The sequence below is a fragment of the Streptomyces sp. CB00455 genome (assembly GCF_001905445.1).
Classification (GTDB): Bacteria; Actinomycetota; Actinomycetes; order Streptomycetales; family Streptomycetaceae; genus Streptomyces.
This window is the reverse complement of record NZ_LIVQ01000008.1, coordinates 223,850-249,226: the sequence shown is the minus strand read 5'-3', so window position 1 is coordinate 249,226 and position 25,377 is coordinate 223,850. Positions and strand designations below refer to the sequence as shown.

The 25,377-nt window shown below is 73.7% G+C and carries 25 protein-coding genes and 2 pseudogenes; 16 read left to right on the top strand and 11 right to left on the bottom strand.

All coding sequences use genetic code 11. The annotated features are described in order from the left end of the window. Positions 1 to 291 precede the first annotated feature (291 nt). The 7 genes and pseudogenes from AMK16_RS28440 (at position 292) to AMK16_RS28415 (ending at position 4,129) form a co-directional block, all read left to right on the top strand. A complete protein-coding gene (locus tag AMK16_RS28440) occupies positions 292 to 738 on the top strand; it encodes a hypothetical protein (protein WP_143196907.1) in 447 nt (148 codons plus the stop codon). A gap of 273 nt (positions 739 to 1,011) precedes the next feature. Beyond that, complete coding sequence (locus AMK16_RS28435; protein WP_242438975.1) at positions 1,012 to 1,668, top strand: transposase; 657 nt, start codon at positions 1,012 to 1,014, stop codon at positions 1,666 to 1,668. A 600-nt stretch (positions 1,669 to 2,268) separates the two neighbouring features. Further along, positions 2,269 to 2,361: pseudogene (locus AMK16_RS38625) on the top strand (hypothetical protein); the annotation flags it as partial. 418 nt (positions 2,362 to 2,779) lie between these two features. After that, complete coding sequence (locus AMK16_RS38205) at positions 2,780 to 2,902, top strand: hypothetical protein (RefSeq protein WP_274535389.1); 123 nt, start codon at positions 2,780 to 2,782, stop codon at positions 2,900 to 2,902. 13 nt (positions 2,903 to 2,915) lie between these two features. Continuing rightward, positions 2,916 to 3,080: a hypothetical protein gene (locus AMK16_RS36390; RefSeq protein ID WP_158071262.1), complete on the top strand. Its 165-nt coding sequence runs from the start codon at positions 2,916 to 2,918 to the stop codon at positions 3,078 to 3,080. A 156-nt stretch (positions 3,081 to 3,236) separates the two neighbouring features. Continuing rightward, the gene (locus AMK16_RS28420; RefSeq protein ID WP_073920173.1) at positions 3,237 to 3,518 is read left to right on the top strand and encodes a hypothetical protein; all 282 of its coding nucleotides are present in this window, start codon (positions 3,237 to 3,239) and stop codon (positions 3,516 to 3,518) included. Beyond that, complete coding sequence (locus AMK16_RS28415; RefSeq protein ID WP_073920172.1) at positions 3,515 to 4,129, top strand: hypothetical protein; 615 nt, start codon at positions 3,515 to 3,517, stop codon at positions 4,127 to 4,129. Before AMK16_RS28420 ends, AMK16_RS28415 begins: the two co-directional genes overlap by 4 nt. A gap of 94 nt (positions 4,130 to 4,223) precedes the next feature. Here the strand turns inward: AMK16_RS28415 and AMK16_RS37775 are convergent. After that, positions 4,224 to 4,400, bottom strand: a pseudogene (locus AMK16_RS37775) (gfo/Idh/MocA family oxidoreductase); the annotation flags it as partial. A gap of 279 nt (positions 4,401 to 4,679) precedes the next feature. On the opposite strand from AMK16_RS37775, the gene AMK16_RS28405 reads away from it, so the two are divergent. Beyond that, a complete protein-coding gene (locus AMK16_RS28405) occupies positions 4,680 to 5,411 on the top strand; it encodes a LysR substrate-binding domain-containing protein (RefSeq protein ID WP_073920170.1) in 732 nt (243 codons plus the stop codon). A gap of 133 nt (positions 5,412 to 5,544) precedes the next feature. Further along, positions 5,545 to 5,859: a hypothetical protein gene (locus AMK16_RS36005; protein WP_143196906.1), complete on the top strand. Its 315-nt coding sequence runs from the start codon at positions 5,545 to 5,547 to the stop codon at positions 5,857 to 5,859. Positions 5,860 to 5,929: 70 nt separating this feature from the next. Here AMK16_RS36005 and hisS read toward each other — a convergent pair whose 3' ends face one another. From hisS to AMK16_RS36380, 10 genes are all read right to left on the bottom strand, one after another. Beyond that, positions 5,930 to 7,231, bottom strand: coding sequence for a histidine--tRNA ligase (gene hisS / locus AMK16_RS28400; protein WP_073920169.1), 1,302 nt, complete (start codon positions 7,229 to 7,231; stop codon positions 5,930 to 5,932). A 102-nt stretch (positions 7,232 to 7,333) separates the two neighbouring features. Further along, positions 7,334 to 8,086: a YggS family pyridoxal phosphate-dependent enzyme gene (locus AMK16_RS28395; RefSeq protein ID WP_199885631.1), complete on the bottom strand. Its 753-nt coding sequence runs from the start codon at positions 8,084 to 8,086 to the stop codon at positions 7,334 to 7,336. A gap of 31 nt (positions 8,087 to 8,117) precedes the next feature. Continuing rightward, the gene (locus AMK16_RS28390; RefSeq protein WP_073920168.1) at positions 8,118 to 9,209 is read right to left on the bottom strand and encodes a DegT/DnrJ/EryC1/StrS family aminotransferase; all 1,092 of its coding nucleotides are present in this window, start codon (positions 9,207 to 9,209) and stop codon (positions 8,118 to 8,120) included. Further along, the gene (locus tag AMK16_RS28385; protein ID WP_274535388.1) at positions 9,206 to 10,453 is read right to left on the bottom strand and encodes a pyridoxal phosphate-dependent aminotransferase; all 1,248 of its coding nucleotides are present in this window, start codon (positions 10,451 to 10,453) and stop codon (positions 9,206 to 9,208) included. The genes AMK16_RS28390 and AMK16_RS28385 overlap by 4 nt, the downstream gene beginning before the upstream one ends. Further along, on the bottom strand, positions 10,450 to 11,283 hold the full coding sequence (locus AMK16_RS28380) for a class I SAM-dependent methyltransferase (RefSeq protein WP_073920167.1): 834 nt from the start codon (positions 11,281 to 11,283) through the stop codon (positions 10,450 to 10,452). The genes AMK16_RS28385 and AMK16_RS28380 overlap by 4 nt, the downstream gene beginning before the upstream one ends. Continuing rightward, the gene (locus AMK16_RS28375) at positions 11,280 to 12,488 is read right to left on the bottom strand and encodes a DapH/DapD/GlmU-related protein (RefSeq protein WP_073920166.1); all 1,209 of its coding nucleotides are present in this window, start codon (positions 12,486 to 12,488) and stop codon (positions 11,280 to 11,282) included. Before AMK16_RS28375 ends, AMK16_RS28380 begins: the two co-directional genes overlap by 4 nt. Then, entirely contained in the window at positions 12,485 to 13,912 is a 1,428-nt protein-coding gene (locus tag AMK16_RS28370) for a pentapeptide repeat-containing protein (RefSeq protein WP_079191792.1), read from the bottom strand. Before AMK16_RS28370 ends, AMK16_RS28375 begins: the two co-directional genes overlap by 4 nt. Before the next feature lie 9 nt (positions 13,913 to 13,921). Continuing rightward, entirely contained in the window at positions 13,922 to 14,911 is a 990-nt protein-coding gene (locus AMK16_RS28360) for a sugar phosphate isomerase/epimerase family protein (protein ID WP_073920165.1), read from the bottom strand. Further along, positions 14,908 to 16,542, bottom strand: a complete 1,635-nt coding sequence (locus tag AMK16_RS28355; protein WP_079191791.1) for a class I adenylate-forming enzyme family protein — start codon at positions 16,540 to 16,542, stop codon at positions 14,908 to 14,910. The genes AMK16_RS28360 and AMK16_RS28355 overlap by 4 nt, the downstream gene beginning before the upstream one ends. Beyond that, a complete protein-coding gene (locus AMK16_RS36380) occupies positions 16,539 to 17,477 on the bottom strand; it encodes a nucleoside-diphosphate kinase (RefSeq protein WP_073920164.1) in 939 nt (312 codons plus the stop codon). The genes AMK16_RS28355 and AMK16_RS36380 overlap by 4 nt, the downstream gene beginning before the upstream one ends. 584 nt (positions 17,478 to 18,061) lie before the next feature. On the opposite strand from AMK16_RS36380, the gene AMK16_RS28345 reads away from it, so the two are divergent. Genes AMK16_RS28345 through AMK16_RS28315 form a run of 7 tightly spaced genes read left to right on the top strand, consistent with a single transcriptional unit; the run spans position 18,062 to position 25,360 of the window. Next, positions 18,062 to 19,282 (top strand): M16 family metallopeptidase, encoded by a 1,221-nt coding sequence (locus AMK16_RS28345; protein WP_073920163.1) that lies wholly within the window; start codon positions 18,062 to 18,064, stop codon positions 19,280 to 19,282. Between the two features lie 4 nt (positions 19,283 to 19,286). After that, entirely contained in the window at positions 19,287 to 20,300 is a 1,014-nt protein-coding gene (locus tag AMK16_RS28340; RefSeq protein ID WP_073920162.1) for a hypothetical protein, read from the top strand. After that, on the top strand, positions 20,297 to 21,466 hold the full coding sequence (locus AMK16_RS28335; protein ID WP_073920161.1) for a hypothetical protein: 1,170 nt from the start codon (positions 20,297 to 20,299) through the stop codon (positions 21,464 to 21,466). The genes AMK16_RS28340 and AMK16_RS28335 overlap by 4 nt, the downstream gene beginning before the upstream one ends. 3 nt (positions 21,467 to 21,469) lie before the next feature. Beyond that, complete coding sequence (locus AMK16_RS28330) at positions 21,470 to 22,408, top strand: ABC transporter ATP-binding protein (protein ID WP_073920160.1); 939 nt, start codon at positions 21,470 to 21,472, stop codon at positions 22,406 to 22,408. Positions 22,409 to 22,419: 11 nt separating this feature from the next. Further along, the gene (locus AMK16_RS28325) at positions 22,420 to 23,160 is read left to right on the top strand and encodes an ABC transporter permease (RefSeq protein ID WP_158071260.1); all 741 of its coding nucleotides are present in this window, start codon (positions 22,420 to 22,422) and stop codon (positions 23,158 to 23,160) included. Further along, positions 23,157 to 24,047, top strand: a complete 891-nt coding sequence (locus AMK16_RS28320) for an ABC transporter permease (RefSeq protein WP_073920159.1) — start codon at positions 23,157 to 23,159, stop codon at positions 24,045 to 24,047. The genes AMK16_RS28325 and AMK16_RS28320 overlap by 4 nt, the downstream gene beginning before the upstream one ends. Positions 24,048 to 24,073: 26 nt before the next feature. Next, positions 24,074 to 25,360 (top strand): ATP phosphoribosyltransferase regulatory subunit, encoded by a 1,287-nt coding sequence (locus AMK16_RS28315; protein ID WP_073920158.1) that lies wholly within the window; start codon positions 24,074 to 24,076, stop codon positions 25,358 to 25,360. Positions 25,361 to 25,377: the final 17 nt, after the last annotated feature.

Sequence of the window (25,377 nt, the reverse complement as noted above, 5' to 3'; positions counted from 1 at the left end):
GCACAGCCGCGATGCCGGAAGCACGCAGGCCGTCAAGGCCGAACATCATGGGATGAAACAGGAACAACACCCACCTATCCCACCCGTCACCCCACCCGCCCCACAGGCAACAACTACATCCGAGGCCACTACCGCACCGTAATCGAACATCTTGAAAACCGCCCCAAAAGCGACCAATGCAGATGAAAACGACCTCTCAGAAGTCGTTTCCTTACCGATCGCGGTGGGCGTGAGTTCGAGTGTGACTGCCCGGCCGGGTGATCTTTCGGCGGTTTGGGTATCAACTCAAGGGTGACCGGCGAGCGAGGGGGCGGACTTCGAATGGGGTCAGCGGACGAGCAGGACCTTGAGGACGGGAGAGGCTGGCTGACGAAGGCCGAAGTCCGGGAGGCCTGGCCGCAGATCAGGCCGATCAGCATCACGGCCGTGGCGCGGGCCAACAGCGTACGTACCTCGGCTGCCCCCTCCCCGGATCTGACCCGCGAGCCGACCTACCACGCGGCCGACGTGCGCCAAGTGGCCGCGCGGATCGCCCGGGGTGAGGCCGATGTCGCGCCCTGGCAGCACGCCGACTCCGACGCTGCACGCGACGACGCCACACCCGGCCCACCGGTTTGGCAGCCCGTCGGTTGGGGGCCCGAGAACGTGCCGGGGCTGGTCCTGCTGGCAATCATCGTGGGGCTGTTCCTCTGGGGCCTGACCCACAACCACGGCACAGTAACGAACTTCGTGCGCTGAGTGCCCTCGAAGCCGCCTCTCAACCGATCATGGAACGTGTGGGTCGAACAGGTTTCCCGCCGGGGTGATCTTCCCGTTGTGCGTGCATGAAGGCAGTCTCGGTAGCTCGGGGATGCGAATCTGACCGAGCAGTGCCGGGAGGCCCTGGTGTCGTTGTTGTACGCGTCCGAACCCGTTGACTTCAACTCGGCTGCTCTATCGTGTGACCGTCTCGCGCACGTGTACGGCAACGCGGCTGATCATCCGGACCGGGAACGCCGGTATCCCTCGGACATGACGGATGCGGAATGGGCGGCCGTCCGGCCTTTACTGCCGGTGCCGGCCTGGGTCCAGGGCCGGGGCGGGCAGCCCGAGGGCTATTGCCACCGTCAGATGCTGGACGCGATCCGTTACCTGGTCGCGGACGGGATCTCCTGGCGGGCGATGCCCGTGGACTTGCCCGGCTGGGGCCGGGTCTACGCCTTCTTCCGCCGCTGGCGCGAGCACGGGCTGATCACGGAGTTCCACGACCGGCTGCGGGGACGGGTGCGTGAACGGGAGGGCCGTGAGGCGGAGCCGACAGCCGGGATCATCGACGCGCAGTCGGTGAAGGCCGCGGCCTCGGTGCCGTCCGTCTCGCGCGGTTGGGACGGCGGGAAGAAGGTGGGCGGCCGCAAGCGGCACATCGTGACCGACTGCCTCGGTCTGCTGCTGGTCGTCGCGGTGACCGCCGCGAACGTCGGGGCCCCGGGCCGCCGGCCCGCGCTGAACATCCCCGATGTCTCCTGCACGAGCCACCCGCGTTCCGCCAGGCGCCTGGCCTTTGCGCGCACCCCCTCGACCTTCGCCGATGTCGTCCCAAGGCCCAGCTCCGCCGTGATCTCCTTGGCCTTCGTCGGTCCTTGGCCCGTCGGCCGCCGTTCTTCGAGCATGTCCAGGATCCGCTGGTAGTCCGGCGCCAGCACCGTCACCGGCAGTCCTTCGCGCCAGGGTGGCACGATCGAGCCCGGCACCGGCGCGGGCACCGTTTTCCGCTCCGCCTCGGTCTCGGTCACGGCGGTGGCATCGGCAGCCGAGGCGGCCAGGGCCTCCACCAGCTCTTCCCGCGCGATCACCCGCCGGTCCAACTCGATCTCGGCGGCCTCCAGCACCCCAGCAGGCCGGGCGACTTCCTCCCGCAGCCCCTCCACCCGCACACGGGCTGCTGTCTCCCGCTCCTCCAGCATTCCCAGCACCGATCGACATCGACGTCCTGGCCGCCTGCCGCCCGCAGGGCAAGGGCCGGGTCGAGCGACAGGTACTGATCGTCCGCGACCACGTTCTGTCCGGCCGGTCGTTCTCCTCCGTCGAGGAGATGGACGCCGCGTTCACCGCCTGGGTGCCGCTACGGCGGGCCCAGATCCACCAGGCGCACCGGGAAGTCATCGCGGAGCGGGCGGGGACCACGCGGCCCTCAAGCTCCTGCCGCCGGTCCCGTATCTGGTGGCCTAGCACCAGCTGTGTCGCGTCGGCAAGGACTGCCTGGTCGCCTTCGGCGGGAACCTCTACTCCGTGCCGGCCCGGCGAGTCCGCGCTCGTCAGCTGGTCGAGGTCCGGGCAACAAAGTCCGAGGTCATGCTGCATGGCACCCTCGCCGACATCCATGGCAGCACACTGCTGGCCGCCCATCCCCGGGCCATCGGCCGCGGAGCCCGTGTCGTCGACGAGACTCACTGGGACGGCCTGCCCACCGGAAAGAACCGCCGGACCACCACCGGACTACCAGCCCGCCCCACGCCCGCAGCGATTCCCTACGGGGCGTATTCGCGATCGAGGGGGCCGCTGACAAATCCCCGCGACTCACTGACACCTACTCTGCGCCCGGCAACACCCGGGACCTCCTTCACCGGGAGACCGGACCGGGCCCCCGGAACGTCACCTGCCTCCCGCCCAGGCACCGAAGTTCGCGGCACAACGGCCCGCACCACCCGCCCACGGTTACCTGCTCCCCGCCAACCCGCCTCATCCAGGCCCAGCCGAACCTCCGGCCGACACCCACGACCAAAGGGAGAAGGAACCGCTCATGGCCAAAGCCACCTACGCCAGCGTCCGCAACTACCTCGGCAAGGAGTTCAGCCTCAGCCGGACGTCCACCGGGCGCCGCTCCGGACATCGCTGGTCCGAGGGCATCCGCGTCCGCACCTGACACACACTCGGGCGTGGTCGTCGACTACATGGAGAGCCACTCCGCGTCGCACTCTGACGGTTCACACAGGCGGAACAAGCTCACCGCCGCCCGGAAACACCTCGAACAGCGCTTCGCCGTGGAGGACCATCCTGCCCGCGACGGCCGTCTGGTCGTCTGCGACAAACTGCCGAGCTGAGCGCGGAGACGAATGGCTTGCCGGTGGGTGAGCACGGCCCTGTCAGGCAGGATCGGCCAGCGGCGTGGGACGCAGGCGGCGAGCTGCGGGCCGCAGCGGTGGCGCCGTTGTCAAGGAAGCCTTGACAACACGATCATGTCAAGGTTTCCTTGACGCATGCCGATCTTGAACTCGAAGACGTCCCCCGAGGACGCCTCCCCTGCCGACCATTCGTACGTCGCGCTGATCCCGTTGACCGCGATCCTGCCCGCCCTGACGGCGCTGTGGGCCGACCGGTTGGGCACGGCCGCCTGGGCGGCGCTCGTCGCGGTGGAACTCGGGCTGATCGCGACCACGGCCGCGCTGGCCACCCGCGCCGCCGCGCGGACGGCCGACCGGGCGCGCCGCGATGCGGACGTACTCGGGGCGCTGGAGCCCGTCCCCGGCGTACGGCGATGAGCGGCGAGCCGCTGCTCGGCCCGCAGGAGGCCGTCCGTATCCGGGAGGGCATCGCCGCCGCCGTACTCGGCGCCCCCGAGGGTCTGGCCGAGTCGCTGGAGCACGACGCCGACGGATACCTGCGCCTGGTGGATGCCTCCCGGGTCGGCGCCGAGGAGGCGAGCCGGCTGCTGCGCGAGGCCGTCCAGGGGGCCCGGGCCGCCGGGCACAGCTGGGACACCGTCGGCCGCGTCCTGGGAGTGAGCCGCCAGGCCGCCCAGCAGCGGTTCGCGGGCAAGCCCGCGGACGCCACCGCAGCCGGACCGGCCGCCGGCGGCGCAGGCGCGGCCGAGCGCCGCATCCTCAGTCCGGTGTCCGCGTTCACCGAGATGGCCGCCCTGGCGGAGGCCGGCCGGGACGGCTGGCACCTCGTCGGGTACGGTCCGCTCTTCCACGAGGTGGAGGCGTCCGACCGCCCCTGGGAGCACTGCCGGGTGCCGCTCGCCTCCGGCGGCCGGCACCGGCGGATGGAGGCGGAGGGCTGGATCCCCGTCGGTGCCGGCTGGTTCCCCTGGCGGTACTACAAGCGCCCCCTCGGCGCGGCCAAGGCGGCTCCCGAGCAAGCACGCTGACGGGCAGTTCGCGATGTCCCCCCTCGGCGCCGACATCCACGGCGCGCGGACGCCCTGACGGGCCCAGCGACTGACGGGCCCAGCGACTGGCGGCCTAGCGGCGCTGGCCGTCGTCGAAGTAGGCGCTCAGGAGGGGGTCGAGCGGGGGGATCCTCCGCGGGGGCCCTCCGTCGCGCAGTGACTCCGTCGCCCCGCATCCCGCGGCGACGGCCATCCGCGCGGCAACCGGTGAGGTGCCCGTCGTCCCGCCCTCGCGGACGAAGCGCAGGAACCCTGCCGGTTGGCGTCAGCCGCCGCGATGTGACGTCCGCGGGACGGGGCCAGGTGGGTGATGAGCCGACTCAGCAGGCTGGTGGAGGCGATGAGCTCGTCGAAGTCCTCGGCCTTGGGGTCGATGACGGCACGGCTGTTCGTGAGGCCGTCGTACAGGGCGAGGGCGATGTCGTTGGGAAGGTCGACTGTCTGGGACCCGCCGGAGGCGCCGGGCAGGTCGAAGGTGATGCGCGTGGTCACGCTCATCAAGTAGATCGAACGCAAGGTCGGGGCTCTGTTGTTCGAGCGCACCAACCGCAGCGTTCGCCTGACTCCGCTCGGCCACCAGCCGCACGGCGAAGTCCGGCCCGCGTACGAGGAGATGCAGGCCGCCTTCGCCCGGGCTGTCAGCAGCACCCGGGCGACCGTCGACGCTTTGCGGGTCGGCTTCATGGGTGCCGCCGCAGGCCAGATCGTTTACCAAGCGGGCGACATGTTCCCCGAACGCGAGCCCGGCTGGCGCGTCCGCATCCGCGAGGTCCAGCTCTTCAACGCCCTGGCGCGACTCCGCGGGGGAGAGGTCGACATCCTGACCCTCGCCCTGCCGGTCACCGAACCCGACATCGTCGTCGGGCCCGTGGTCTTCTCCGAGGCACGGATGCTGGCACTTCCCGCGCGCCACGCCCTGGCCCGCCGCGAAAGCGTGACCATGGAGGACCTCGCCGACGTCGCGCTCGTACGCGTCGCCGGCGCGCCACCCGGGGCATGGCTCTCGGAGCTCTGGCCCGACCGCACGCCACAAGGCAGGCCGATCGCCCCGGGCCCCGAGATAGAGACGTTCGTGGAAGCCCTGCAAGTGGTCGCTTCAGGGACCGGCGCCGTCATCGTCGGCGAACAGGTCACTCGCTTCTACACCCGTCCCGGCATCACCTACGTCCCGCTCACCGGCATACCACGCCTGGACCGGGCTCCCGTCTGGCTGAAGTCGTACACCCCCCGCCATCCGCCCCTTCGTCGCGACCGCCCGTGAGGCAGCCCGTCATCTCTATCCGGCTGCCGTGGGGCCTGACCCGGCGGTAGCGGAGTCGGCGTAAGGGGCATCTGTTGTCACCCTCGTGCCAAGACACCGGGTCTGGTCGTCTCGGCGGGGTGGCGCCCGGCCTGTGGACTTCGGAGATGGCGGTGACGAGGTCGAGGTAGCGCGGGTCTTCGAAGGCGTGGGAGCGGAGGCGGAACAGACCACCGGGGGGTGGTCTTGCCGGTGTGTCCCCCAAGGTCGCTCGACGTGGAGTTCGGCATCCCGGGAGCTGAACGAGGGCACATTCCTGGCCGAGGGCACGGTGCTGTGCACGGTCACCAGCGAGCAACACCTGGCGATGCTCCGGATCACCGACGTGCGGGTCCCGTCCAAGGCGGGCATCCCCGGCCGCATGCCCGACTACGTCATGACCGTGACCCTCTGGAAGACGGCCGAGTAGTCCGCAGGGGCACGGAGCAGTACGGGGGCGTCCGCGCGGCCCCGCCCGGGGCCCGCGCGGACGCCGGGGATCAGGCTCCCGTGGTCGCCAGGCGCTCCGTGAGGTGGGCGGCCACCTCGGCCAGGGCGATCTCGTGCTGCGCGGCGCCCTTGAGGTCCCGCAGGACCACGGCCTGGCGCTGCCACTCGTCGCGGCCGACGATGAGCGCGTAGCGGGCGCCGCTGCGGTCGGCGCGGGAGAGCTCCTTGCCCAGCTTGCGCGGCTCCAGGGTGGTCGAGGTGCGGATCCCGGCCTGCCGGAGCTGCCGGGCGACCTCGCGGGAGGCCGGGACCAGCTCGTCGTCGACGGGGATCACGGCGACGTCGACCTCGTTCTTGGCCTCGGGCAGCAGGCCGTGGGTGTCGAGGAAGTCGTGCAAGGTGACGTCGCCCATGCCGAAGCCGATGCCGGGGATGCGCTGGTTGGTGAAGAGGCCGGCCAGGTCTCCGTAGCGGCCGCCGCCGAAGAGCGAGCGGTTGTTCGCCGGGGAGAGGTCGAACACCTCGAAGACGGTGGAGGTGTAGTACTGGAGTCCGCGCACGATGAAGGGGTCGAAGACGAAGAGGTCCTTGGCCTCGCTCTTCATCACCTGGGCCAGCGGGGAAGCCTCCCGGACCTCGTCGGGGAGGTCGGGCAGCACCTCGGCTCCGGAGCGCAGCGTGGACTCCAGGAGGTCGAACATCCGGCCGTCGACGCCGAACTCAGCGGCGTCCTCGCGCAGCTTCTCGGCCGGCACCTTCTCCCAGCGGTCGATGAGCGCCATGGTCTGCTGGTGTGCGCCCTCCGGCACTTTCACCACGTCGCGCAGGATGCTGTTGAGGATGGCCCGGTCGCCCACCCGCAGCACCCACATGTCGCGGGTCGCGCCGAGCGAGCCCATCACGTCGTGGATGAGGTCGAAGATCTCGATCTCGCAGTTCGGGCTGTCGGACCCGAAGACGTCGACGTTGAGCTGCCAGTGCTCACGGGTGCGGCCGCGCTGCGGACGCTCGTAGCGGTGGCAGTTGACGTGGCTGTACCAGCGCACCGGGAACTGGAGGCTGCCGGCGTTGGCGGCGATCATACGGGCGACCGAGGGGGTCATCTCCGGACGCAGCGCGATCCGGCGGCCTCCCCGGTCGGTGAGGGAGTACAGCTGCTGGTTCGCGATCTCCTGGCCGGACTTGGCCTCGTAGATCTCCGCGGACTCCAGGATCGGGCCGTCGTACCGTCCGTAGCCGTAACGCTCCACCGTCTCGTACAGATGGCCGAACACCTGCTGCCGTACGGACATCTCGGCAGGGAGGAAATCCCTGGTGCCTCGGTAGGGAGCGGTGGGCAGCAGACGACTCACGGAGGGGCTCCTATGGGGTGACGCGAAACAGCTGACAGTGTAACAAGGGGTGTTGACGTGACGTCAGGGTGACCAACGGGCGGACCGGTGCCCGGCGGGGCCTCAGTGTGGCAGGGGCGCGGGCGGCCGGTGGCCGAGGACGGCCGAGCCCACTCTGACGTGCGTCGCACCCGCGGCGATCGCGGCCTCCAGGTCGCCGCTCATGCCGGCGGACATCACCACGGCCCCCGGATGCTCGCCGAGCAGTCGCTCCCGGACCCGCCGCAACAGGGCGAACGCCGGGCCGGCCGGCTCCTGCGGCGGGGCCACCGCCATCACCCCGGCCACCGTGAGCCGGGGCAGGCCGGCGATGAGCGCGGCGATCCGGGGCACCTCGTCAGGGTGGGCTCCGCCGCGGCCCGCGGCGGCGTCCAGGCTCACTTGGATCAGGCAGCGCAGGTCCCGCTCGGCCCGCTGGGCGGCCTTGCCGAGGGCGGACACCAGGGAGGCGCGGTCCACGGAGTGCACCATGTCGGCGTAACGGGCCACCGAGGGAGCCTTGTTGCTCTGGAGCTGCCCGATAAAGTGCCAGGACAGGGCCGGCGCGAGGTCGGCGCAGGCCGCCGCCTTCGCGGACGCCTGCTGGTCCTGGTTCTCACCCACGTCGCGGACGCCGAGCCCGGCCAGCAGGCGGACGTCCTCGGCGGGCCAGGTCTTGGTGACGGTGATGAGGGTGATTCCGGTGTGGTCGCGTCCGGCCGCCCGGGCGGCGTCGGCGATCCGCTCGCGGACGGCGGCCAGCCGCCCGGCCAGGAAAGCCCGCCGGGCCTCCCGGGCCTCCCGAACCTCCCGGGATTCCTCGGGGGCGGGGCGCAGGGGTGTCGTCACGGTCGGTCCTTCTCATTCGCTAGTCGGGCAGGCCGGTCAGGGCCTCGGCCACCCGGTCGGTCTGTTCCCCGGTCAGCGCGGCGAACAGCGGTACCGAGACGGTGCTGTCCACGACGCGTTCGGCCACCGGGTACTCCCGCGGCTCCAGACCCAGCTGCCGGTGCAGCAGGTGCCGGGCCGGGATCAGGGGGTCGGCCGCGATGCCCGCGGCGCGCAGGTGGCCGATCCACCGCTGCTGCTGGGCGCGGCCGGCGGCCCGCAGGCAGTAGCGGTAGGGCACCTGGCCGGGGGCCAGCCCGGGCGGGGGCGCGACGTGCGGCGGCAGGGCCGCGGTGTAGCGGGCGGCGACGGCGCGGCGGTGCGCGGCGATGTCGTCGAGGCGGCGGAACTGGCTGAGCGCCAGGGCCGCCGCCGGGTCGGAGAGGCGGTGGTTGAACCGGGGGGCGTAGACCTCGCGGGCGGCCGGGTCCTGGTAGCCGCGGACGTGTTCGCGGGCCGCGGGGTCGCGCTGCAGGAGCATCCCGCCCTCACCGGCGGCGATCACCTTGGTGGCGTAGAAGGAGAACACCGAGGCGTCCCCGATGGCGCCGAGGGGGCGGCCCCGCTCGTCGCGGCCGCCGAGGCTCTGGCAGCAGTCCTCCACCAGCAGCGCGGTCTTGGGGCGCAGGGCGTCCAGATCCGCCGGGTGGCCGTGGGTGTGTACGGCGATGACGGCGTCGAGGGGGTGCGCCGGGTCGAGCCGTTCGGGATCGATGCCCAGGGTCCGCTCGGTGACGTCCACGACCAGTGGGGTGCAGCCGGCGGCCAGTACGGCGTCCAGCAGGGCGGAGCAGCCGTAGGTGGGGACGGCGACGGTGGCGCCGGTGTCCCCGAGCCCGGCGCCGCGCAGCGCCAGCGTCAGTCCCGCGGTGCCCGAGGAGACGGCGCAGGCGTGCAGGGGGTGGAAGCGCTCGGCGAAGGCCGCTTCGAGGGCCGCGGTCCGGGGGCCGGTGGCGAGCCATCCGGAGCGCAGGGCCTCGGTCACGGCGGCGATGTCGTCCTCGGTGACGAGCGGCCCGTTGTGGGGGACGGGCGCGGGGGCTGGGACGGGGGGGACGCGGGCGGGGGTCATGCCAGGCCCTCCTTCAGCCGGTCCAGCGCCTCGTGCAGTACGGTCTCGCGTTTGCAGAACGCGAAGCGGACGTAGCGCCGCCCGGCCTCCGGGTCGGCGTAGAAGACCTGCTGGGGGATGGCGGCGACGCCGGCGCGGCCGGGCAGCGCACGGCAGAACTCCATCCCGTCCCGCTCGCCGAGGGGGGTGATGTCGGCGGTGATGAAGTACGTGCCCTGCGGCGGCCGCACGTCGAAGCCGAGCGCGCGCAGTCCGTCGGTCATCAGGTCCCGGCGTCGCCGCAGGGAGTCCGTGGCGGCGGTGAAGTACTCCTCGGGGAGGCGCAGGGCGTCGGCCACGGCGTACTGGAAGGGCGTGCCGGCGGCGAAGGAGAGGTGCTGCTTGACCTCGCGGACGGCGGTGACCAGATCGGCGGGGCCGCTCGCCCAGCCGACCTTCCAGCCGGTGAAGGAGAAGGACTTGCCGGCGGAGGAGATGGTGACGGTGCGCTCGAACATGCCGGGCAGGGCTGCGATGGGCTGGTGGACGCCCTCGAACACCAGGTGCTCGTAGACCTCGTCGGAGATGACCAGGAGGTCGTGGGCCCGGGCCAGCGCGGCCACCTCCTGGAGCTGTCCGGGGGTGAGGACCGCGCCGGTCGGGTTGTGGGGGGTGTTGAGCAGCAGGACCCGGGTGCGCCCGGTGATCGCGGCGGCCAGGTCCCGGGTGTCCAGGGTGAAGTCGGGCGCCCGCAGCCGGACCGGCACCAGGGTGGCGCCGGCCAGGGTGGCGCAGGCGGCGTAGGAGTCGTAGAAGGGCTCCAGGGCCACGACCTCGTCGCCGGGCGAGGTCAGCGCGAGCAGCGCGGCGGCGAGCGCCTCGGAGGCACCGGTGGTGACGACGGTCTCCCGGTCGGGATCGATGTCCAGGCCGTAGCGCCGCCGCTGGTGGTCGGCGATGGCGCGGCGCAGGGCGGGGAGCCCGGGGACCGGCGGGTACTGGTGGTGGCCGGCGCGCAGCGCGCGTACGGCGGCCTCGACGACGGAGTCGGGGCCCGCGGTGTCGGGGAAGCCCTGGCCGAGGTTGACGGCGTCGTACCGTTCGGCCAGGGCCGACATCTCGGCGAAGACGTTGTGCCCGTGCGCGGCGAGGCGGCCGCGCCGTGCGGGGACGGCGGGCGCGGCGGGGACGGCAGGCGCGGCAGGGACGGCGGGCGTGCCGCAGCACCCGCCGCTGCCGGGCGGGTGCTGCCGGTGCCCTGTCACGACCGGTCACCGGCGGCGGCCGCTGCGGGCTCCGGCCGGTGGATTTCCAGCAGGGCGAAGCGGTGGAGCATCTGGCTGCCGTTGAGGTAGACCAGCGCCGGGTCCGCGGTGGCGCCGGGGTGGGCGTCGGGGTCGGGCACGGTGTGCGAGCGCAGCGGGTCCTGCGGCTGCCGGGCGCGGGGTGCGGTGGGCAGGTAGCGGTGGAAGGCGTGCCGCAGTCCGGCCGCGTCCAGCAGCCGGCTGACGGTCTGCACGGAGAACTGGTTCCACCCGGGCAGCCACTCCGGGTCGCTGTCCGCATGGCGCAACCGGATGACGACGTCCACCGGTTCGGGGTTGAACAGGCCGAAGACGTAGGCGCGCCCACCGGGTGCGGTCAGCCGCAGCAGCGCGTCGATCCACTGCTGGGGGTCGTCGAAGTGGCTGTGCAGGGCGACCATGAACACGGTGGTGAACGGCCCGGCGGGCAGGGTGTCGGGGCGCAGCACGTCACCGGTCAGGAAGCGGGCGCCGGGCACCCGCAGCCGGGCCTGCTCGATCAGCGTGGGCTGGAGGTCCACGCAGGTCAGGTCGGTGCCGGGGTGGCGGCCCAGGAGGTAGTGGGCGAACGCTCCGGCCGCGCAGCCCACTTCGCACACCGGCCCGTCCGGGTGGCCCCGCAGCCAGGGCTCGGCGTGGTCGACGACGAAGGGGAAGTAGTGCGGGTGCTCGCTGTCCACGGGGCGGTCGGCGTAGCGCAGGTCCAGATTGCGGGGGCCGCCGGCCGGCCCGGGCAGGGCCGTGTGCTGCGGCGTGGTGGTGTGGGGCGCCTGGCGGGGGGTGCTGGTCATCGGCCGTTCCCGGTGGTGGTGGGCTTGGAGGTGAGCGCGGCCAGCCGGGCGAATCCCTCGACGGGCAGGCTGCGGAAGGGCAGTTGGTCGCCGCAGGGCAGGGCGTTGCGCCGCAGGAAGTCGCGCAGGTCGTGGCCGACCTCGTCGAGGCCGCCGGTGAGCCGCCCGGAGCGCAGTTCGAACAGGGCGCGGCTGCGGCTGGTCCAGGGACGCAGGTCGGGGCGGTCGTCCACGGCGAGCAGGTGGAATCCGCGCCGGTGGGCCGCGTTGGCATGGGCGTGGACGGCGTCGAGGCAGGTGTCCTCGGTGACCAGCAGCACGCGGTGGCGGCCCTCGACGTCGATGCCGCCGTCGGGGGTGCGCTCGGCGCCGAGGCCCTTCCACTGGAGCTCGGCGATCCATTCGTCGAGCAGGGCGTCCACGCGCCGGTGGGCCTCCTCGTCCTTCGGGGGTCGCGGTTCCAGGGTGCGTTTGACGGCGGCGGGCACGCCGCCCGCCAGTACTCCGGCGGGCAGGTCGCGGCTGACGACGCTGCCGGCGGCGACGATGGTGTCGGCGCCGATGGTCACCCCCGGAAGCACGGTGGCGTGGTAGGCGAGCCAGACGTTGCGCTCGATGCGCACGGGCGCGAAGGTCGCCGGGTAGCCGTCCAGGAGCCGGTGACCGAAGTGGAATCCATGGGTCCAGATGGTCAGGTGGGAGCCGGAACCGACTTGGTCGCCCAGGATGATCGGGTGGTTGGCGTTGAGGACGCTGTGCGGTCCGATCGCCACCCGGGCGCCCAGGACGACGTGCGAGGTGGAGGCGGTGGTGCCGCCGTAGCCGACGCTGGTGCCCTGACCGAGGTAGAGCAGCCGGTCGGCCTGGAAGGAGCGGCAGGTGACATGCGTCCCGGACTCGATGCGCCCGCCGCCCTCGACCTCGAAGGCGTCGGCGACGAGCACGGTGACCGAGGCCTGGAGCTCGGTCGCGTCACCCAGGAAGAGGGTGCCGGCGCGCAGGTCGCAGTGGTCGCCGATGGTGACGCCGTCGCCCAGCGTGAGGGTGTCCGCGGCCAGCACGGCATTGGCGCCGATCGTCACATCGCGGCCGATGAGGACGTTGGAGCCGAGCCAGGCGCGCACGCCCGGCCCGACCGCCGCTCCGGCCTCGATCAGCCGGCGCCGGCCGGCCGAGCCGTCGTCGGGGGTCTGGTCGATGGTCACGTCGACCCCTTGCGGCCCTTCGCCAGCGCGGCGCCGAGGTTCTCGACGAAGGCGGCGAACTCGGTCGCGGCCGGTCCGCCGTCGCGCTCCAGGGCTTCGGCGAGGCCCGGACAGCGGTCGGTGAACACCGGTGCCTTCACACCCGTCAGGGAGGCGCCGGTGACGACGGTCTTCACCCAGGTGGACTGGTACATGCCGGCGCCGTCGAGCCGGGCGCCGGACAGGTCGGACTGGCTGAACCGGCTGTACGCGCAGTTGGCGCCGACCAGGCCGGCCTCGCGCAGGTCGGCGGCGATGTAGGCCTGGACGAGGGTGGCACCGTCCAGGACGGCGCGGCGCAGGCTCATGCCGCGCGGCGGATCACCGGTGATCATGGCGCGGTAGAGGTTCGCGTGGCGGAGGTCGGCCCGGGCGAGGCTGGAGTCGCGCACCGTGAGGCAGCGGCCGAGGAAGGTGCTCATCTCGGCGTCGGACAGGTCGCTCTCCACGATGTGGAGGTTCTCGCCGCGGGCGGCGGTGAGGACCGCGCCGCGCAGACTGCTCTCCACGATGCTGCCGTTGCTCAGCGACGCCCCGCCGAGGCGGACCTGGGGCAGCGTGCAGCGCGTCCAGCGGGCGCCGGTGAGCTGGGCGCCGCCGAAGTCCGCGGCGGTGACGGTGAGGTCGGTGAAGTCGGCGTCGGGCGCCTTGAGCCCGGCCGCGCGCCAGTCGTGCGCCTGGATGCCGGTGAGCCGCAGCTGCGGCAGCCCCGCGTCGGCGAGCACCAGGCCGTCGGCGGCGGTGAGCCGCTGGAGGGCCAGACCGTGACCGGCCACCGAGCGCAGCGAGGTGTCGCGGAGGCTGGACTTGGTGACGGAGAGCTGGTCGACGCAGGAGCCGTCGAGGGCGGCGGAGTCCAGCAGGCATTCGCTGATCAGCGCGCCCTGGAGGTTCATGTTGCGCATCGAGGCGTCGGACAGGTCGCACTGGTAGAACGACGAGCCGGACAGGTGGCCGTCGTCCAGGTGGGTGCCGCGCATGCTGCACCCGTGGAAGAGCGTGCCGGTGGCGTCCCGCAGCCCGGTCAGGTCGGCGCCGTCGAAGACGCAGGTCTGGGCGGCCAGGGCGTGGACGTAGGCGGAGCGCAGGCTGGCTCCGGTGAGGTTGGTGCGTTCCATCCCCGGGCAGACCATGCTGACTTCGGAGAGGTCGGCCTCCTGGAGGCGGGTGCCGTGCAGCAGCGCCCGGTTGAGGGTGGCGCGGCGCAGGTCGACCCGGCGCAGGTCGAGGTTGCTCAGGTCGGCCTCGGTGAGGTCCATGCCGCGGCCGGTGGTGTCGATCAGGCCCTGGGTGACTTCGGAGACGTGCTTGAGCAGCGCGGGGCGCAGTTCCTCGTCGGCGGCGGCCAGGTGCCGCAGTAGTTCCAGCGCGGTGGTGTCGGGCATCGGGGCTCCTCAGGTGTGGGCGGGACGGGGAGGTCCGGTGGGCGCGGTTCGGGCGGGCTCGCCCGGCGTACGAACGGCAGGGCCGCCGGGTGTACGGGGGCCAGGGCCGCTCGGCGTACGAACGGCAGGGCCGTCCGGTGTACGAAGGCCAGGGCCGTCCGGTGTGGAGCTGCCCGGCCGGCGGGGGCCGATCAGCGCGCGGATCCACCGGCTGATCTGCTCCGGCTCCGGATCGCCGGGCGCCGGGGGCCGGTGCTCCAGGACGACGGCGGGGGCGCCGGTGAGATCGAGCAGCTCGGGCAGCACCTCGGCCAGCGGCAGGTAGCCGTCGGCGGCAGACTGGCCGGCGTGGGCGGGCTCGTGGCCGTGCTCGGGGTAGCGCGCGGTCGTGGTGTTGTAGAGGTGCATGCTGCGCACGACCGGGCCCAGGGCGCGGGCGTAGCCGAGCGGCCCGTGCTCCGGGCCGAGCAGGTGCGCATGGCCGACGTCGAGGCAGAGCCCCAGCTCCGGGCGCCCGGCGAGCGCGTCGCGGTAGTGCTCCGCGGTGTGCAGCAGCGGGTGGGCGGAGAGGTTCTCCACCAGTACGGGGACCCCGTGCTCGCGCGCCAGCCCGCAGGCGGCGTCGAGGAAGTCGCGGCACCAGCTGTCGAACCCCGCGAGCGGGTAGGGCGGGTAGGGGCTCGGGAAGTGCACCACCACGTGGAGCGCGCCGAGGTCGGCCGCGCAGCGGACGGTGGCCTCGGTCAGCCGCAGCGCGGTCGCCGCCTCGTCCGGGTCGGGGCCGGTGGGCGCGAACCGGCGCAGCGGGCGCGGCTCGTCGTAGGGGACGGGCGTGTGCAGCGCGGGCCGGATGCCGTGGCGGGCGCAGAACCGCTCGATCGCGGCGAGCATCGACCGGGGATAGTTGTAGAACTCCACGACCTCGGGCTCGTAGGCGAGCAGCCCCGTCAGATCGGTGCGGTCGGCCAGCACACCGGTGGAGACGCCCAGCAGGGTCATGCCGCACCCCCCGGTGCGGCGACGGCGGCCTCGGCGAGGCGCGCGGCCGCCGCCCGGTCGGTCTTGCCGGTGCGTCCCAGCGGGGGCTGCTCGACGCGGTGCACCCGCTCGGGCACCTTGTGGGCCTCCAGCCGGAGCCGCCCGTGGGCCCGCAGCTCCTCCTCTGCGGGCATCCGGCCCGCGCGCGGTACGAAGAGCAGGTGCAGGCGCTCGCCCAGCAGCGCGTCCGGGACACCGACGGCCACGCACGCGGCGCAGTCGGGGTGATCGGCGTACGCGGCCTCCACCTCCAGTGGGGAGATCTTCGCGCCGCCGCGCACGATGAGCTGCTTGGCGCGCCCGACGAGTTCCACCCGGCCGTCCGGCGGCCGGTGCCGGGCGAGGTCGCCGGTGCGCAGCCAGCGGCCGGCCATGGTGGCGGCGGTGGCGGCGGGGTCGTCGAGGTAGCCGGTCATCAGATGGGGCGTACGGAGCCAGAGTTCACCGGCCGTACCCGTTTCGGCTTCGGCGCCGGCTTCGGCACCGGGGGCGCCGTCCACAGGCATGATGCGGTACTCCACGCCGGGGGAGGGGCGCCCGATGGTGCCCGCCTCCTCGTCGTAGCGGTCGGGGGTGAGGATGAAGTCGGAGGTGGCGCTCTCGCTCAGCCCGAAGACGTCGGCGATCCCGGCGTGCGGCAGCAGGGCCCGCATTCCGCGGCCCAGGCCGGCCGGCAGGGGTTCGCCGCCGCAGATCCAGGTGCCGGGGGAGCCCGCCGCGGCGAGCCGCGCCGCCAGGGCGGTTCCGTCCGGGGAGTCGAGCTCGCGGCGGATCAGGCGCAGCATGCTGGGGACGACGGCGGTCCGGTCGACGGTCCGCCGCGCGAGGAGCTGCAGCACCTGGCGGGCCCGGAAGCGCGGGGTGAGCAGCAGGGTGCCGCCGGTCGCGAGGGTGAGCAGCGAGGTCCACTGCCCGAAGCTGAAGTTGAGGTGCAGCAGGTGCAGGGCGGTCTGGCCCTCGCCGAACGGCAGCGTCCGGGCGATCGCCCGGAGCTTGGTGTGCAGGGCGCGGTGGGAGAGCACCACGCCCTTGGGGCGGCCGGTGGAGCCGGAGGTGAAGACCACCAGGGCCTGCTCGGCGTCCAGTTCGGCCGGCGGGACCGGCAGGCCGCCGGGAGCGCCGGCGGCGGGGTCCTGGACGATCCCGCTGATCCAGGGGTGGCCGGCCGAGCCGGTGGCGTCCTCCCAGGCCGCGGGGCGGTGGCGGGGGTCGCCGAGCAGCAGCCGGGCGCCGACGCGTTCGGCGGTGGCGCGCAGCACCAGCGCGGGGGAGTCCCGGTGCACCGGGACCACGACCGCCCCGGCGGACCAGGCGCCGAGTTCGCACACGAGGTCGCCGCACCGGTTGTCCACCGCGACGAGAACGGGTTCCCCGCGCCGCAGGCCGGCCGACGTCAGGGCGGCGGCGAGGGCGCGGCCCCGCTCGCCGAGGTCGCGGTAGCCGAGGACGTCCTCCCCGTCGTCGAGGGCGACGCGGTCCGCGAAGCGCGCGCAGGCCCGTTCGAGGAGCGCGTCCAGCCGCTGGGGGGCGCCCGCCAGGGGAGCGGCGGGGGCGCCGGCCGGGGTGCCGGTCAGGGTGGCGTGGGTGGTCACGCGGGCACCTTCCGGACGGCCGGCCGCAGGTCCCCGGGCATCTCGTCTCCGCGCAGTCCGTCCCCGGCGGGGTAGCGGAAGTCCTCGTCCAGGACGCGGATGACGGTGCGCAGGCCGGTGTCCCACAGCGAGTCCGCGTAGCCCCGGCACTCCGCGAGGGTGCCGGCGGCTAGCGGGAACTCGGCGTGGTGCAGCGAAGTGAAGATCACCTCGAAGGCCTGCGGGAAGTCGATGCCGGGCAGGGCGGCCATCACGGCGGCGACCAGGTTGTCGAAGGAGAGCTGGTTGGGCGAGCGGGTGACGCACACGACGTGGTCGCGCGGCCCGTCCGCGCGCCGCGGGGCCTCGTACAGGGGCGGATAGGTGGGGCGCCAGACGCAGGAGGAGGGGTCGCGCCACATCGGCTCGACGACCGCGCGCAGCGCCTCGGGGTCGCGCCAGCGCGGGGGCAGCGAGATGCCGGGCGGGTAGGCCTGGGTGACGTCCTCGTAGTCCCCGAAGTCGGTGCCGGCCAGCAGGGCCCGGCAGTCGGGGCAGTGCTGCCCGAAGACGGAGAGCTGGAGCGCGAACTCCTCCCAGTGGTCCGGGGTGTGGACCACGTTGGCCCACACGCCGAGGCGGTAGGCGGCGCGCGCCTTGCGCTTGACGGTGGCGGCCGTCTCCACGGTGTCGTCGCCCCCGCGGACGACGATCACCTCCATGGGCCGGTGCGCGTACCAGAGGTCGAGGGTGAGGTGCTCCAGCGGGTTCTCGCTGCGCCGCATGTCGGCGAAGGCCCGGCGGATGTCGTCCTCGTCCAGCAGGATCCGGTGGTGGCACAGGACGGTCAGTCCGGCCTCCCGCACCGTGTCGAGGACGTACGGCTGGAGGTGGCGCGAGACCCCGTCCGGCTTGATCAGGAGCAGGGAGTGCTGGCTCTCCGACAGGCGTTCCAACTGATTCCCCTCACATTCGCGTGCTTGTCACAGCGAGATTGACACGAACTGAGCAACTGAGTCAATAAAGCTAGTCAAGTTGCCTTCGTGTGGGTGAGGCGATCGCCAACCTTCAGGAGTGCGGAGGAGGTTGTGGCTGCTCTGCCCCTTGTGGAGTCGCTCGCGAACAATATTGACATCGGGCTTGACTCGCAGGTCTAGATCATGGTCATATCGCTTCACCGCAAGGGAACGAACGCCTTGCGGGGCATCACACACAATGAAGGAGAGTCATCATGACCCGTAACCACGCTGTCGGCATGCGTCCCCGCCTCGACAAGATCAAGGTCCGCTCGGGCAAGTAAGCACGCCGAGTGCCGGGCTGCCGCCGGATCACCTCCGGCGGCAGCCCGGCCGCCGCATTTCCGGGCCCTTGACGGTCCCTGCGAGCGGGGCCGCATCCGGCCCCGCTCCCGGCCGTGTTCGCAGCTCTCCCCACCGGCCGTGCGCGCGCGCCCGGTACCGGGCGCGCCCCGGCGGGATTCGGGACGGGACCGAACGCGGCCCCACCCCGCCCGCACCGCGCAGCGACGGAGACCTCTCCCGTGACCGAACAGCTCCTGACGCAGAACGTCCCCGTACTGGTGGACCACACCCCCGGCAGCCGCACCACGACCGTGTGCGTCGCCGTCGGATCGGGTGCCCGGCACGACCCCGAGGGAGTCGCCGGCGCCACGCACATGCTCGAACACCTCGTCATGTCGTGCCCGCTGGACGGCGGCCCGTCGCTGAGCGAGCGCGTCGAACGGCTCGGCGGCACCTGCAACGCCCTCACCAGCCCCGAACTCCTGGTGATCCACGCCCAGGTCCTCAACGAGGACGCGCCGGAGGTCATCGGCTGGATCGGCGCGTCCCTGCTCCGCCCCGAACTGACCGCCGCCCACCTGGACCGCGAGCGCCAGGTCGTCCTCCAGGAACTGAGCGCGGCGGCCTCCGACCCCGCCGACGCCGTCCAGGACGCCTTCCTGGCCCGGCTCTTCGACGGCCACCCCCTCGGATCGCCGGTCGGGGGCGACCCCGCGAGCATCGCCCGCATCACGGTGGACGTCATGCGCGACGCCCACCGCCAGGCCCTGGCCGGCGCACCCGTCGCGGTGAGCGCCGTCGGCGGACTGCCGGCCTCGGAACTGCTCGCCGCCCTCGACAAGGCGGGCCTCGGCGCCCTCCCGGCCGCGCCGCCGCTCGGCGCGCGCTCGCCGCAGACCCCGCCCCCGGTCCGTACCGGGATCCCGGAGCGCTGGCCCGACGAGTTCTGCTGGGTGCAGGCCGGCAGCCGGGCGCCCCACCTCGGCGATCCGCGCCGCCACGCCTACAACGTGCTGGGGCACCTGATGGGCTCCAGCCCCGCCTCCCTGCTCTACGCGCGCATCCGCAACGACGAGGCGCTCGCCTACTCCTTCCAGTCCTGGTCCCGCAGCTACAGCGACACCGGTGCCTGGCGGATGCTGGCCGGCGCCGAACCCGCCAACGCCCCCCGCGTCCTGGGCGCCTTCCGCTCGCTGCTCGCCGAGATCGCCTCGGACGGGCCGGGCGAGGAAGCCTTCTCGGCAGCCGTCCGGCAGGCCGTGGTGGAGGTCGTGCTGCGCGCCGAGTCCCAGCAGGAGGCCGCGATCGCGCTGGCCGTCGACCGGGCGCTGGCGGCCGAGGTCACCCTGCCCGAGCAGGAGATCGAGGCCCTCGGCCGGGTCACCGCCGCAGAGGTCGCCGCCGCGGCGGCCGACGTGGCGCGCGAACTGGTCGCCGTGGTCCGTCCCGAGGCGGCCTGACCCGATGCCGACGACCCCTCCCGGCGCCCTGCCGCCCGCCACTGCCCCGGCGCCGGCCCCGGCGGATGCTGCCGCGCCCGCGTCCGCTCCGGCGCCCGCGCCCGCTCCGGCGTCTGCGCCCGCCCCGGCGGATGCCGCTACGCACCCCGGTGCGCTGACCGCCTCCGCCGAGTATCTGGCCGCCGCCGACGAGGCGGGGCTGCTGCACCGGAGCGACGGGCTGGTCTACGTGGCCGGCGCCTACCGCGAGCCGCTCACCGGAGTCGAGCAGTGCCTGGTGGAGCACGCCGACCCCAGGCTGCTGCGCGCGGCGCCGGCCTTCCTCGACGCGCTCTTCGCCCGCTTCCCGCAGTGCACCGAGGCGATCGTCCGGGTGGCCGGCGCCGACGACCCGCACCCCGTACTCACCCCCCATCTGAGCTACCTGTCGCTGCCCGCCGCGGGGGCCGGCGCCCCCGAGGGCGCGCCGGCCCCCGGGCTGACGGTCGCCCCGGACGAGGCCCGCGCACACGACGCCGCCGTCCACGACTGGCTGCGCCGGGCCATGGACACCGCGGCCGCCGGCCGGGGCCTCGCCACCCTGCCGGAGGCGGTCGGCGCCGCCGTGGACGCCCTGCTGGACTCTCCCGGCCGGCGCACCTTCGTCGTGTACGCCGACGGCCGCGACCAGCCGATCGGCCACGCCACCCTCTCCGTCGACGCCCACGACGACCCCAGCGGAACGGACTTCGTGGACCTCGTCGACATCCTCATCGACGACGCCGCGCTGCGCCCCGCCGCGATCGCGGCCCTGGTGCGGGCCTGTGCCCAGGTGGCGGACGGCCTCGGGCTGCCCCTGCTCGGCAACGTCTGCCACGGCCTCGACGAGGCCGGCCGCAGCGGGGCCGTGGTCACGGCCCTGGAGGCCCGCGGCTGGCGCCGCACCCATCAGTACCGCCACGCGCCCCGCCCCAGCGCCGGCCCCAGCGCCGAGGACGCGGCCGCGGGCGCATCCCAGGACCAGGAGGAGACCCCGTGAAACCACCGACCCATTCCCCCTTCCCCCTCAGTCTCGGCCTGCTGTACGAGCTGCTGGAGGTCGACCCCGACCTCCCTCCCCGGTACCTGCTGCGCCGGGCGCGGCAGGAGGGCGCCGTCGTGTCGACCCTGGTGCTCTCCCTGGCCGAGCGCGAGGGCCTGGCCCTGGGCGAAGGCGCCCGCGGCGAGCTGGCCCGGATGACCCGGCGGTCCGACCTCTACCGGGAACTGGAGGCGGCGGTCCGCGCGGTACCCGGGGCGCGCACCGTCAAGGGCCCCTCCCTGGCCCGTTACTACCCGGCCGGTCTGCTCCGTTCGATCGGCGACCTCGACGTCGTCGTGCCCGACGAGGCGGCGCTGTGGCGGGTGCTGGCCGAGGTGCTCGACCGCCGGGAGGCGGGCGAGGCCCTGATGACGGAGCTGCACGAGGGCGGCCGGCGGGACCTGCTGGTCTCCGTGTGGTGGCTCGGCGAGGACCCGATGCTCGACCTCGACCGCGGCGTGGAGGTGACCACCTTCGCCTACGGCGGACTGCCCGAGCGGGCGGTGCCGCTGCGTCCCGAGCTGCCCGCCGAGCAGGTGTGCGCCGATGTGCTCGCGGTGGCGGAGGAGCGCTTCCAGCGCGAGTTCACCCTCAAGGACGTACTGGACCTGGTCTGCGTCCTCACCTCGCCCGCGGCCCCCGACCCGGCCGCGCTGGCCCGGGCCGCCGCCGACTACGCGCTGGCGCCGGAGCTGGAGGAGCTGTGCGCCAAGGCCGCCGGCTACCCGGCCCTGGCCTCGGCCGTCCCCGCGGAGCTGGTGGACGGGCTGCGCGAGCCCGCCCGCCTCGAACGCGCCCGCCGGGCCGCCGCCGGCCCCGCCGCCGAGGAGCCGCGCCACTACGGCTTCCAGCTCACCGAACCGCTGCGGCGCGGCGCCGGGGACGCGGTCGAGGACCACGACTTCGGCGGGGTGCTGCTCCGGCGCACCCCGGTCGCGGACTTCCTGCTGGTCTCCGGTGAACTCGTCGACCCCGCCGACCACGAGGCGGCGCTGGCCGCGCTGTCCGCGCTCGCACCGTGGCAGGAGCGTCCGGCCCCGGCCGTGGCCCCCGCCCCGGCACCGTCCCCCCGGGCACCCACTCACGCGGCCGCCGGCGCCGTCCCCGCCGGCAGTGGGAGCTGAACCATGGCGATCGTCGACGTACAGGAACTCGGCCGGGTGTTCACCCCCCGCCGGGGCGCCGGGGTCACCGCGCTGGACGGGGTGACCCTCAGCATCGGGGAGGGGGAGGTGCTCGGTCTGCTCGGCCCGAACGGCGCCGGCAAGACCACCCTCTCCCGCATCCTGACCACCCTGCTGCTGCCCACCTCCGGCACCGCCCGGATCGGCGGCTACGACGTGGTGCGCCAGTCCAAGGAGGTCCGCCGCCTGATCGGCCTGGTCCTGGGCGGCGACCGCGGCCTCTACGGACGGCTGACGGCGCGCCAGAACCTGCTGTACTGGGGCGCCCTCCAGGGCCTCGGCAGCAGGACCGCCCGGCAGCGCACCGACGAGATGCTGGAGCGCTTCGGGCTGGGCTCCCGCGCGGACGACCGCGTCGAGCTGTTCTCCCGCGGCATGGTGCAGCGGGTCCACCTCGCCCGGGCCCTGCTCAGCCGCCCCCCGCTGCTCATCATGGACGAGCCCACCAACGGCATGGACCCGCACGCCGGGGCAGGCTTCCGCGAGCTCGTCCACGAGCTGAAGGGGGCGGGCTGCACCATCATCCTGACCACCCACGACATGCACGAGGCCCAGGACGTCTGCACCCGCATCGCCCTCATCGACCACGGCCGCATCCTGCGCATCGGCGCCGCCGGGGAGCTGCTGGCCCGCATCGGCGCGCCCCGCACCATCCGCGCCGAGGGCGTGACGGCGCAGGCCGCCGCCCGGATCGCGGAGCTGCCCGGCACCGTCGAGGTGACCGAGCAGGGCAGTCTCACCGCCCGGCTCGACGGCGCGCAGGCCCAGTCCGCGGCGCTGGCCGTGCTGGTGGAGACGCGGGCCACCGAGATCGCGGTGGCGCCGCCCGGGCTCACCGAGCTGTACCGCACGGTCATCACCGACCGGGAGTTCGCGCTCTGATGCTCCACTTCATGCGCGCCCAGGCACAGATGCTGATGCGGTCGCCCCAGCTCTTCGCCACCCTCGTGGTGATCCCGTTCTACTCGCTGGTCTTCTTCCACTTCCTCAAGGCCCACCACCAGGGCGAGCTGGCCACCACCACGGCCCTCACCGCCTTCCTCATGGGCGCCTGGTCCCACGCGGTGTTCGTGGCCTCGCAGGCGGTGGACGACGACCGGGCCCAGGGCACCCTGAGCCTCTCCCTGCTGACCCCGACCCGCTACCTGCTGGCGCTGGCGACCCGGACCCTGCTCACCACCTCGCTCGCACTGCCGGTGCTCGGCGAGATGTTCCTCGTCGGCCGCTGGGTGTTCGGGCTGCCGATCCGGGTGGAACGCCCGGGGCTCACCCTGCTGGTCGCGGCGCTCGTGACGGCCGGAGTCGCGGCGACCGCGCTGCTGATGAGCGGCCTGATGATCCTCGTCCGCGCCGCCCGCAGCCTGCAGAACGCCCTGACCTACCCCTTCTACCTGCTGGGCGGACTGATCCTGCCGATCGCGACGCTCCCCGAACCGCTGCGGTGGATCGCCCGGGGCTTCTTCCTCTCCTGGGGCGCGCAACTGCTCCGCGACGCCGCCGCCGGTCCGGTGCCCGAACTGGGCGCCCGGCTGGCCGTGCTGTGCGCCCTGGTCGCCCTCCAGATGGCCGCCGGACTGTGGGCCGTCCGGCGGGTGTTGTCCTTCGTACGCAGTGGACGGGTGGTTCTCCAATGACCGAGCTCGCTCCCGAACGCCTCCCCGGTCGCGTTCCCGGCCGCCCGCGCGGCGACCTCACCCCGGATCCGGTCTCCGGGCGGCGCGCCTCGCCGCTCGCCCGGCTCCGGGCCGCCGGCCGCCAGGTCGCCTACGGCGCGCTGGCCAGCTTCCAGGACTACCGCGCGATGTTCACGCTGCGGACCTGGCTGTTCGGCTGGACCGTACGCCTGATCTGCCAGGTGCTGTTCTTCGCCAGCCTGGGCCGGCTGGTGGGCTCGCCCTCCGCCGAGGCCTACCTCGCGTTCGGCAACGCCGCGATCCTCGGGCCGCTCGGCTCGCTCGGCGTGGTCTCCTCCACCGTCGGCGAACGGGTCTCCGGCACCCTGGAGTTCCTGCTCCTCAGCCGGGGCAGCACCTTCCTGGTGCTGGCCTCGCGGGGTCTGCACTGGATGGCGGACGGTCTGCTGACCTCGACCATCGCCCTCTGCGTGGTCTCCCCGCTGCTGGGGGTGCCGCTGCACTGGGCGGCGTTGCCGGCGATCCTCGCCGTGCTCTGCCTGAGCACGCTCTCCTGCTACTGCCTGGCCCTGTGCATGACCAGCGTCAGTGTGCGCAGGCCCGGCTCCCGGATGTACCTGACCGCCGGCACCACCATCGTGCTGATGCTGCTCGCCGGCGTCACCACGGCGGTGCCGCAGGCCGGCGCCGCGGGTCTGCTGGCCCGGATCCTGCCGCTCACCCACGGCCTGTCGGCGGCGCGGACGCTGGCCGCCGGCGGTCCGCTCGACCTGGGCGCGGTGGCCGGTGAGGCCGCGGTCGCGGCGGGCTGGGGGCTGCTGGCCTGGCTGCTGCTGACCAGAGCGCTGCGGCACACCGTCCGCACCGGATCACTGTCATTGCGCTGAGCGCGCTCCCAGGGGAGGGACGACACATGAGTTACGCGTTCGAGGCGCTGCCCCGAGGGTTCAGCGATCTGGTGGGCGAGGAGGCCGCACAGGGGGTGTGGGCCGAGTCGATGTTCCGGTCGGTGACGCGCAGCTTCGGCTTCGCGCCCGTCACGGTGGCGCCGGTCGGCTACGCCGAGACCTTCGAGCAGTTCGGCTCCGCGGCCACCGGCCGCATCTTCGCCTTCGAGGACCTCTCCGGGAGGCGCCTCGCCCTGACGGCGGACTCGCTGGTGGCCGTACTGCGGGCACTGGCCGGGTCGGGACGGCTGACCGGCGGCGCCAGCGCCCTCGGCGCCGCCTGCGTGCCCATCGCCCGGTACCGGCGCAAGCGGCACCGGGGCTGGAGCCAGGCGGTCGCGGTCATCTGCAACGAGGCCGACGAACTCGCCGCCGACCTGACCCTGCTGCGGCTCTGGGCGGAGCTCTTCGAGGTCCTGGGCCCGGCCGCCGGGGGGCGGCTGGAGTACTGCGACTACGGGGTGCTCGACGCGATCGCCGCCGACGAGGGCCTGAGCCCCGCCGCCGCCCGCAACGCGCTCCACCACCGCCGCCGCGGGCCGGCGCCGGAGCCCGGGGAGCCGCAGGACGCCGCACAGGTGCTGCCGCCCGGGGAACCGCGGGAGGCGGAGCCCGCTCCGCCGTCCCCCGCGGGCTTCCTGCGGCGCCTGGACCGGCTCTCCGCGCTCTGCCGCGGCCTGCCGCCGCATGAGGCCCCGGACCGGGTGGCGGCGGCGGAGCCGGTGACCGGGGAGCGGATGGCCCATCTGCGGACCGTCCTGGCGATCGCCCACGAGCTGGGCGTACGGGTGGAGTTCGCCCTCGACTGGGAGCACGCGCCGGAGTACCAGGCCGGGTTGTGCTTCCTGGCCCGCACCGGTGACGGCCGCACGCTCGGGGACGGCGGTGGCTACCACCACATGGTGCGCACCCTGGACATCGGGCTGAGCAGCTGCTGGAGCACCAGCGCCTCGGTCAACCTGCTGGCCGAGCTGGGGCCGGTGCCCGAGGCGGAGTGCGTGCACCTGATGCGCATGCCCTCCGCCGATCTGCGCACCTTCATGGCCGTCGCCCGGCGGCTGCGCGGAGCCGGGTACGACGTGCTGGAGCACTGGCAGCCCCGGCGGCTCGGGCGCCAGCTCCGCCGGGTGCCGGCCCGGCCCAGCCAGTGGTTCGCGCTGGTGGGGGAGAAGGAGGCCGCCTCCGGGCGGCTGACCCTGCAGAACGCGGCCGCCACCGGGGTCACCAGGGACCTGGACCTGGACCCGGTGTAATTTTTTTTGACTTCGTT

Coding starts and splice junctions, on each gene's coding strand:
- AMK16_RS28330 (WP_073920160.1), top strand. CDS start 21,470: ATGGCGATCGTCGACGTACAGGAACTCGGCCGGGTGTTCACCCCCCGC.
- AMK16_RS28340 (WP_073920162.1), top strand. CDS start 19,287: ATGCCGACGACCCCTCCCGGCGCCCTGCCGCCCGCCACTGCCCCGGCG.
- AMK16_RS28420 (WP_073920173.1), top strand. CDS start 3,237: ATGCCGATCTTGAACTCGAAGACGTCCCCCGAGGACGCCTCCCCTGCC.
- AMK16_RS28370 (WP_079191792.1), bottom strand. CDS start 13,912: ATGCCCGACACCACCGCGCTGGAACTACTGCGGCACCTGGCCGCCGCC.
- AMK16_RS28435 (WP_242438975.1), top strand. CDS start 1,012: ATGACGGATGCGGAATGGGCGGCCGTCCGGCCTTTACTGCCGGTGCCG.
- AMK16_RS28380 (WP_073920167.1), bottom strand. CDS start 11,283: ATGACCAGCACCCCCCGCCAGGCGCCCCACACCACCACGCCGCAGCAC.
- AMK16_RS28390 (WP_073920168.1), bottom strand. CDS start 9,209: ATGACCCCCGCCCGCGTCCCCCCCGTCCCAGCCCCCGCGCCCGTCCCC.
- AMK16_RS28415 (WP_073920172.1), top strand. CDS start 3,515: ATGAGCGGCGAGCCGCTGCTCGGCCCGCAGGAGGCCGTCCGTATCCGG.
- AMK16_RS28315 (WP_073920158.1), top strand. CDS start 24,074: ATGAGTTACGCGTTCGAGGCGCTGCCCCGAGGGTTCAGCGATCTGGTG.
- AMK16_RS28320 (WP_073920159.1), top strand. CDS start 23,157: ATGACCGAGCTCGCTCCCGAACGCCTCCCCGGTCGCGTTCCCGGCCGC.
- AMK16_RS28325 (WP_158071260.1), top strand. CDS start 22,420: ATGCGCGCCCAGGCACAGATGCTGATGCGGTCGCCCCAGCTCTTCGCC.
- AMK16_RS38205 (WP_274535389.1), top strand. CDS start 2,780: ATGGCCAAAGCCACCTACGCCAGCGTCCGCAACTACCTCGGCAAGGAG.
- AMK16_RS28360 (WP_073920165.1), bottom strand. CDS start 14,911: ATGACCCTGCTGGGCGTCTCCACCGGTGTGCTGGCCGACCGCACCGAT.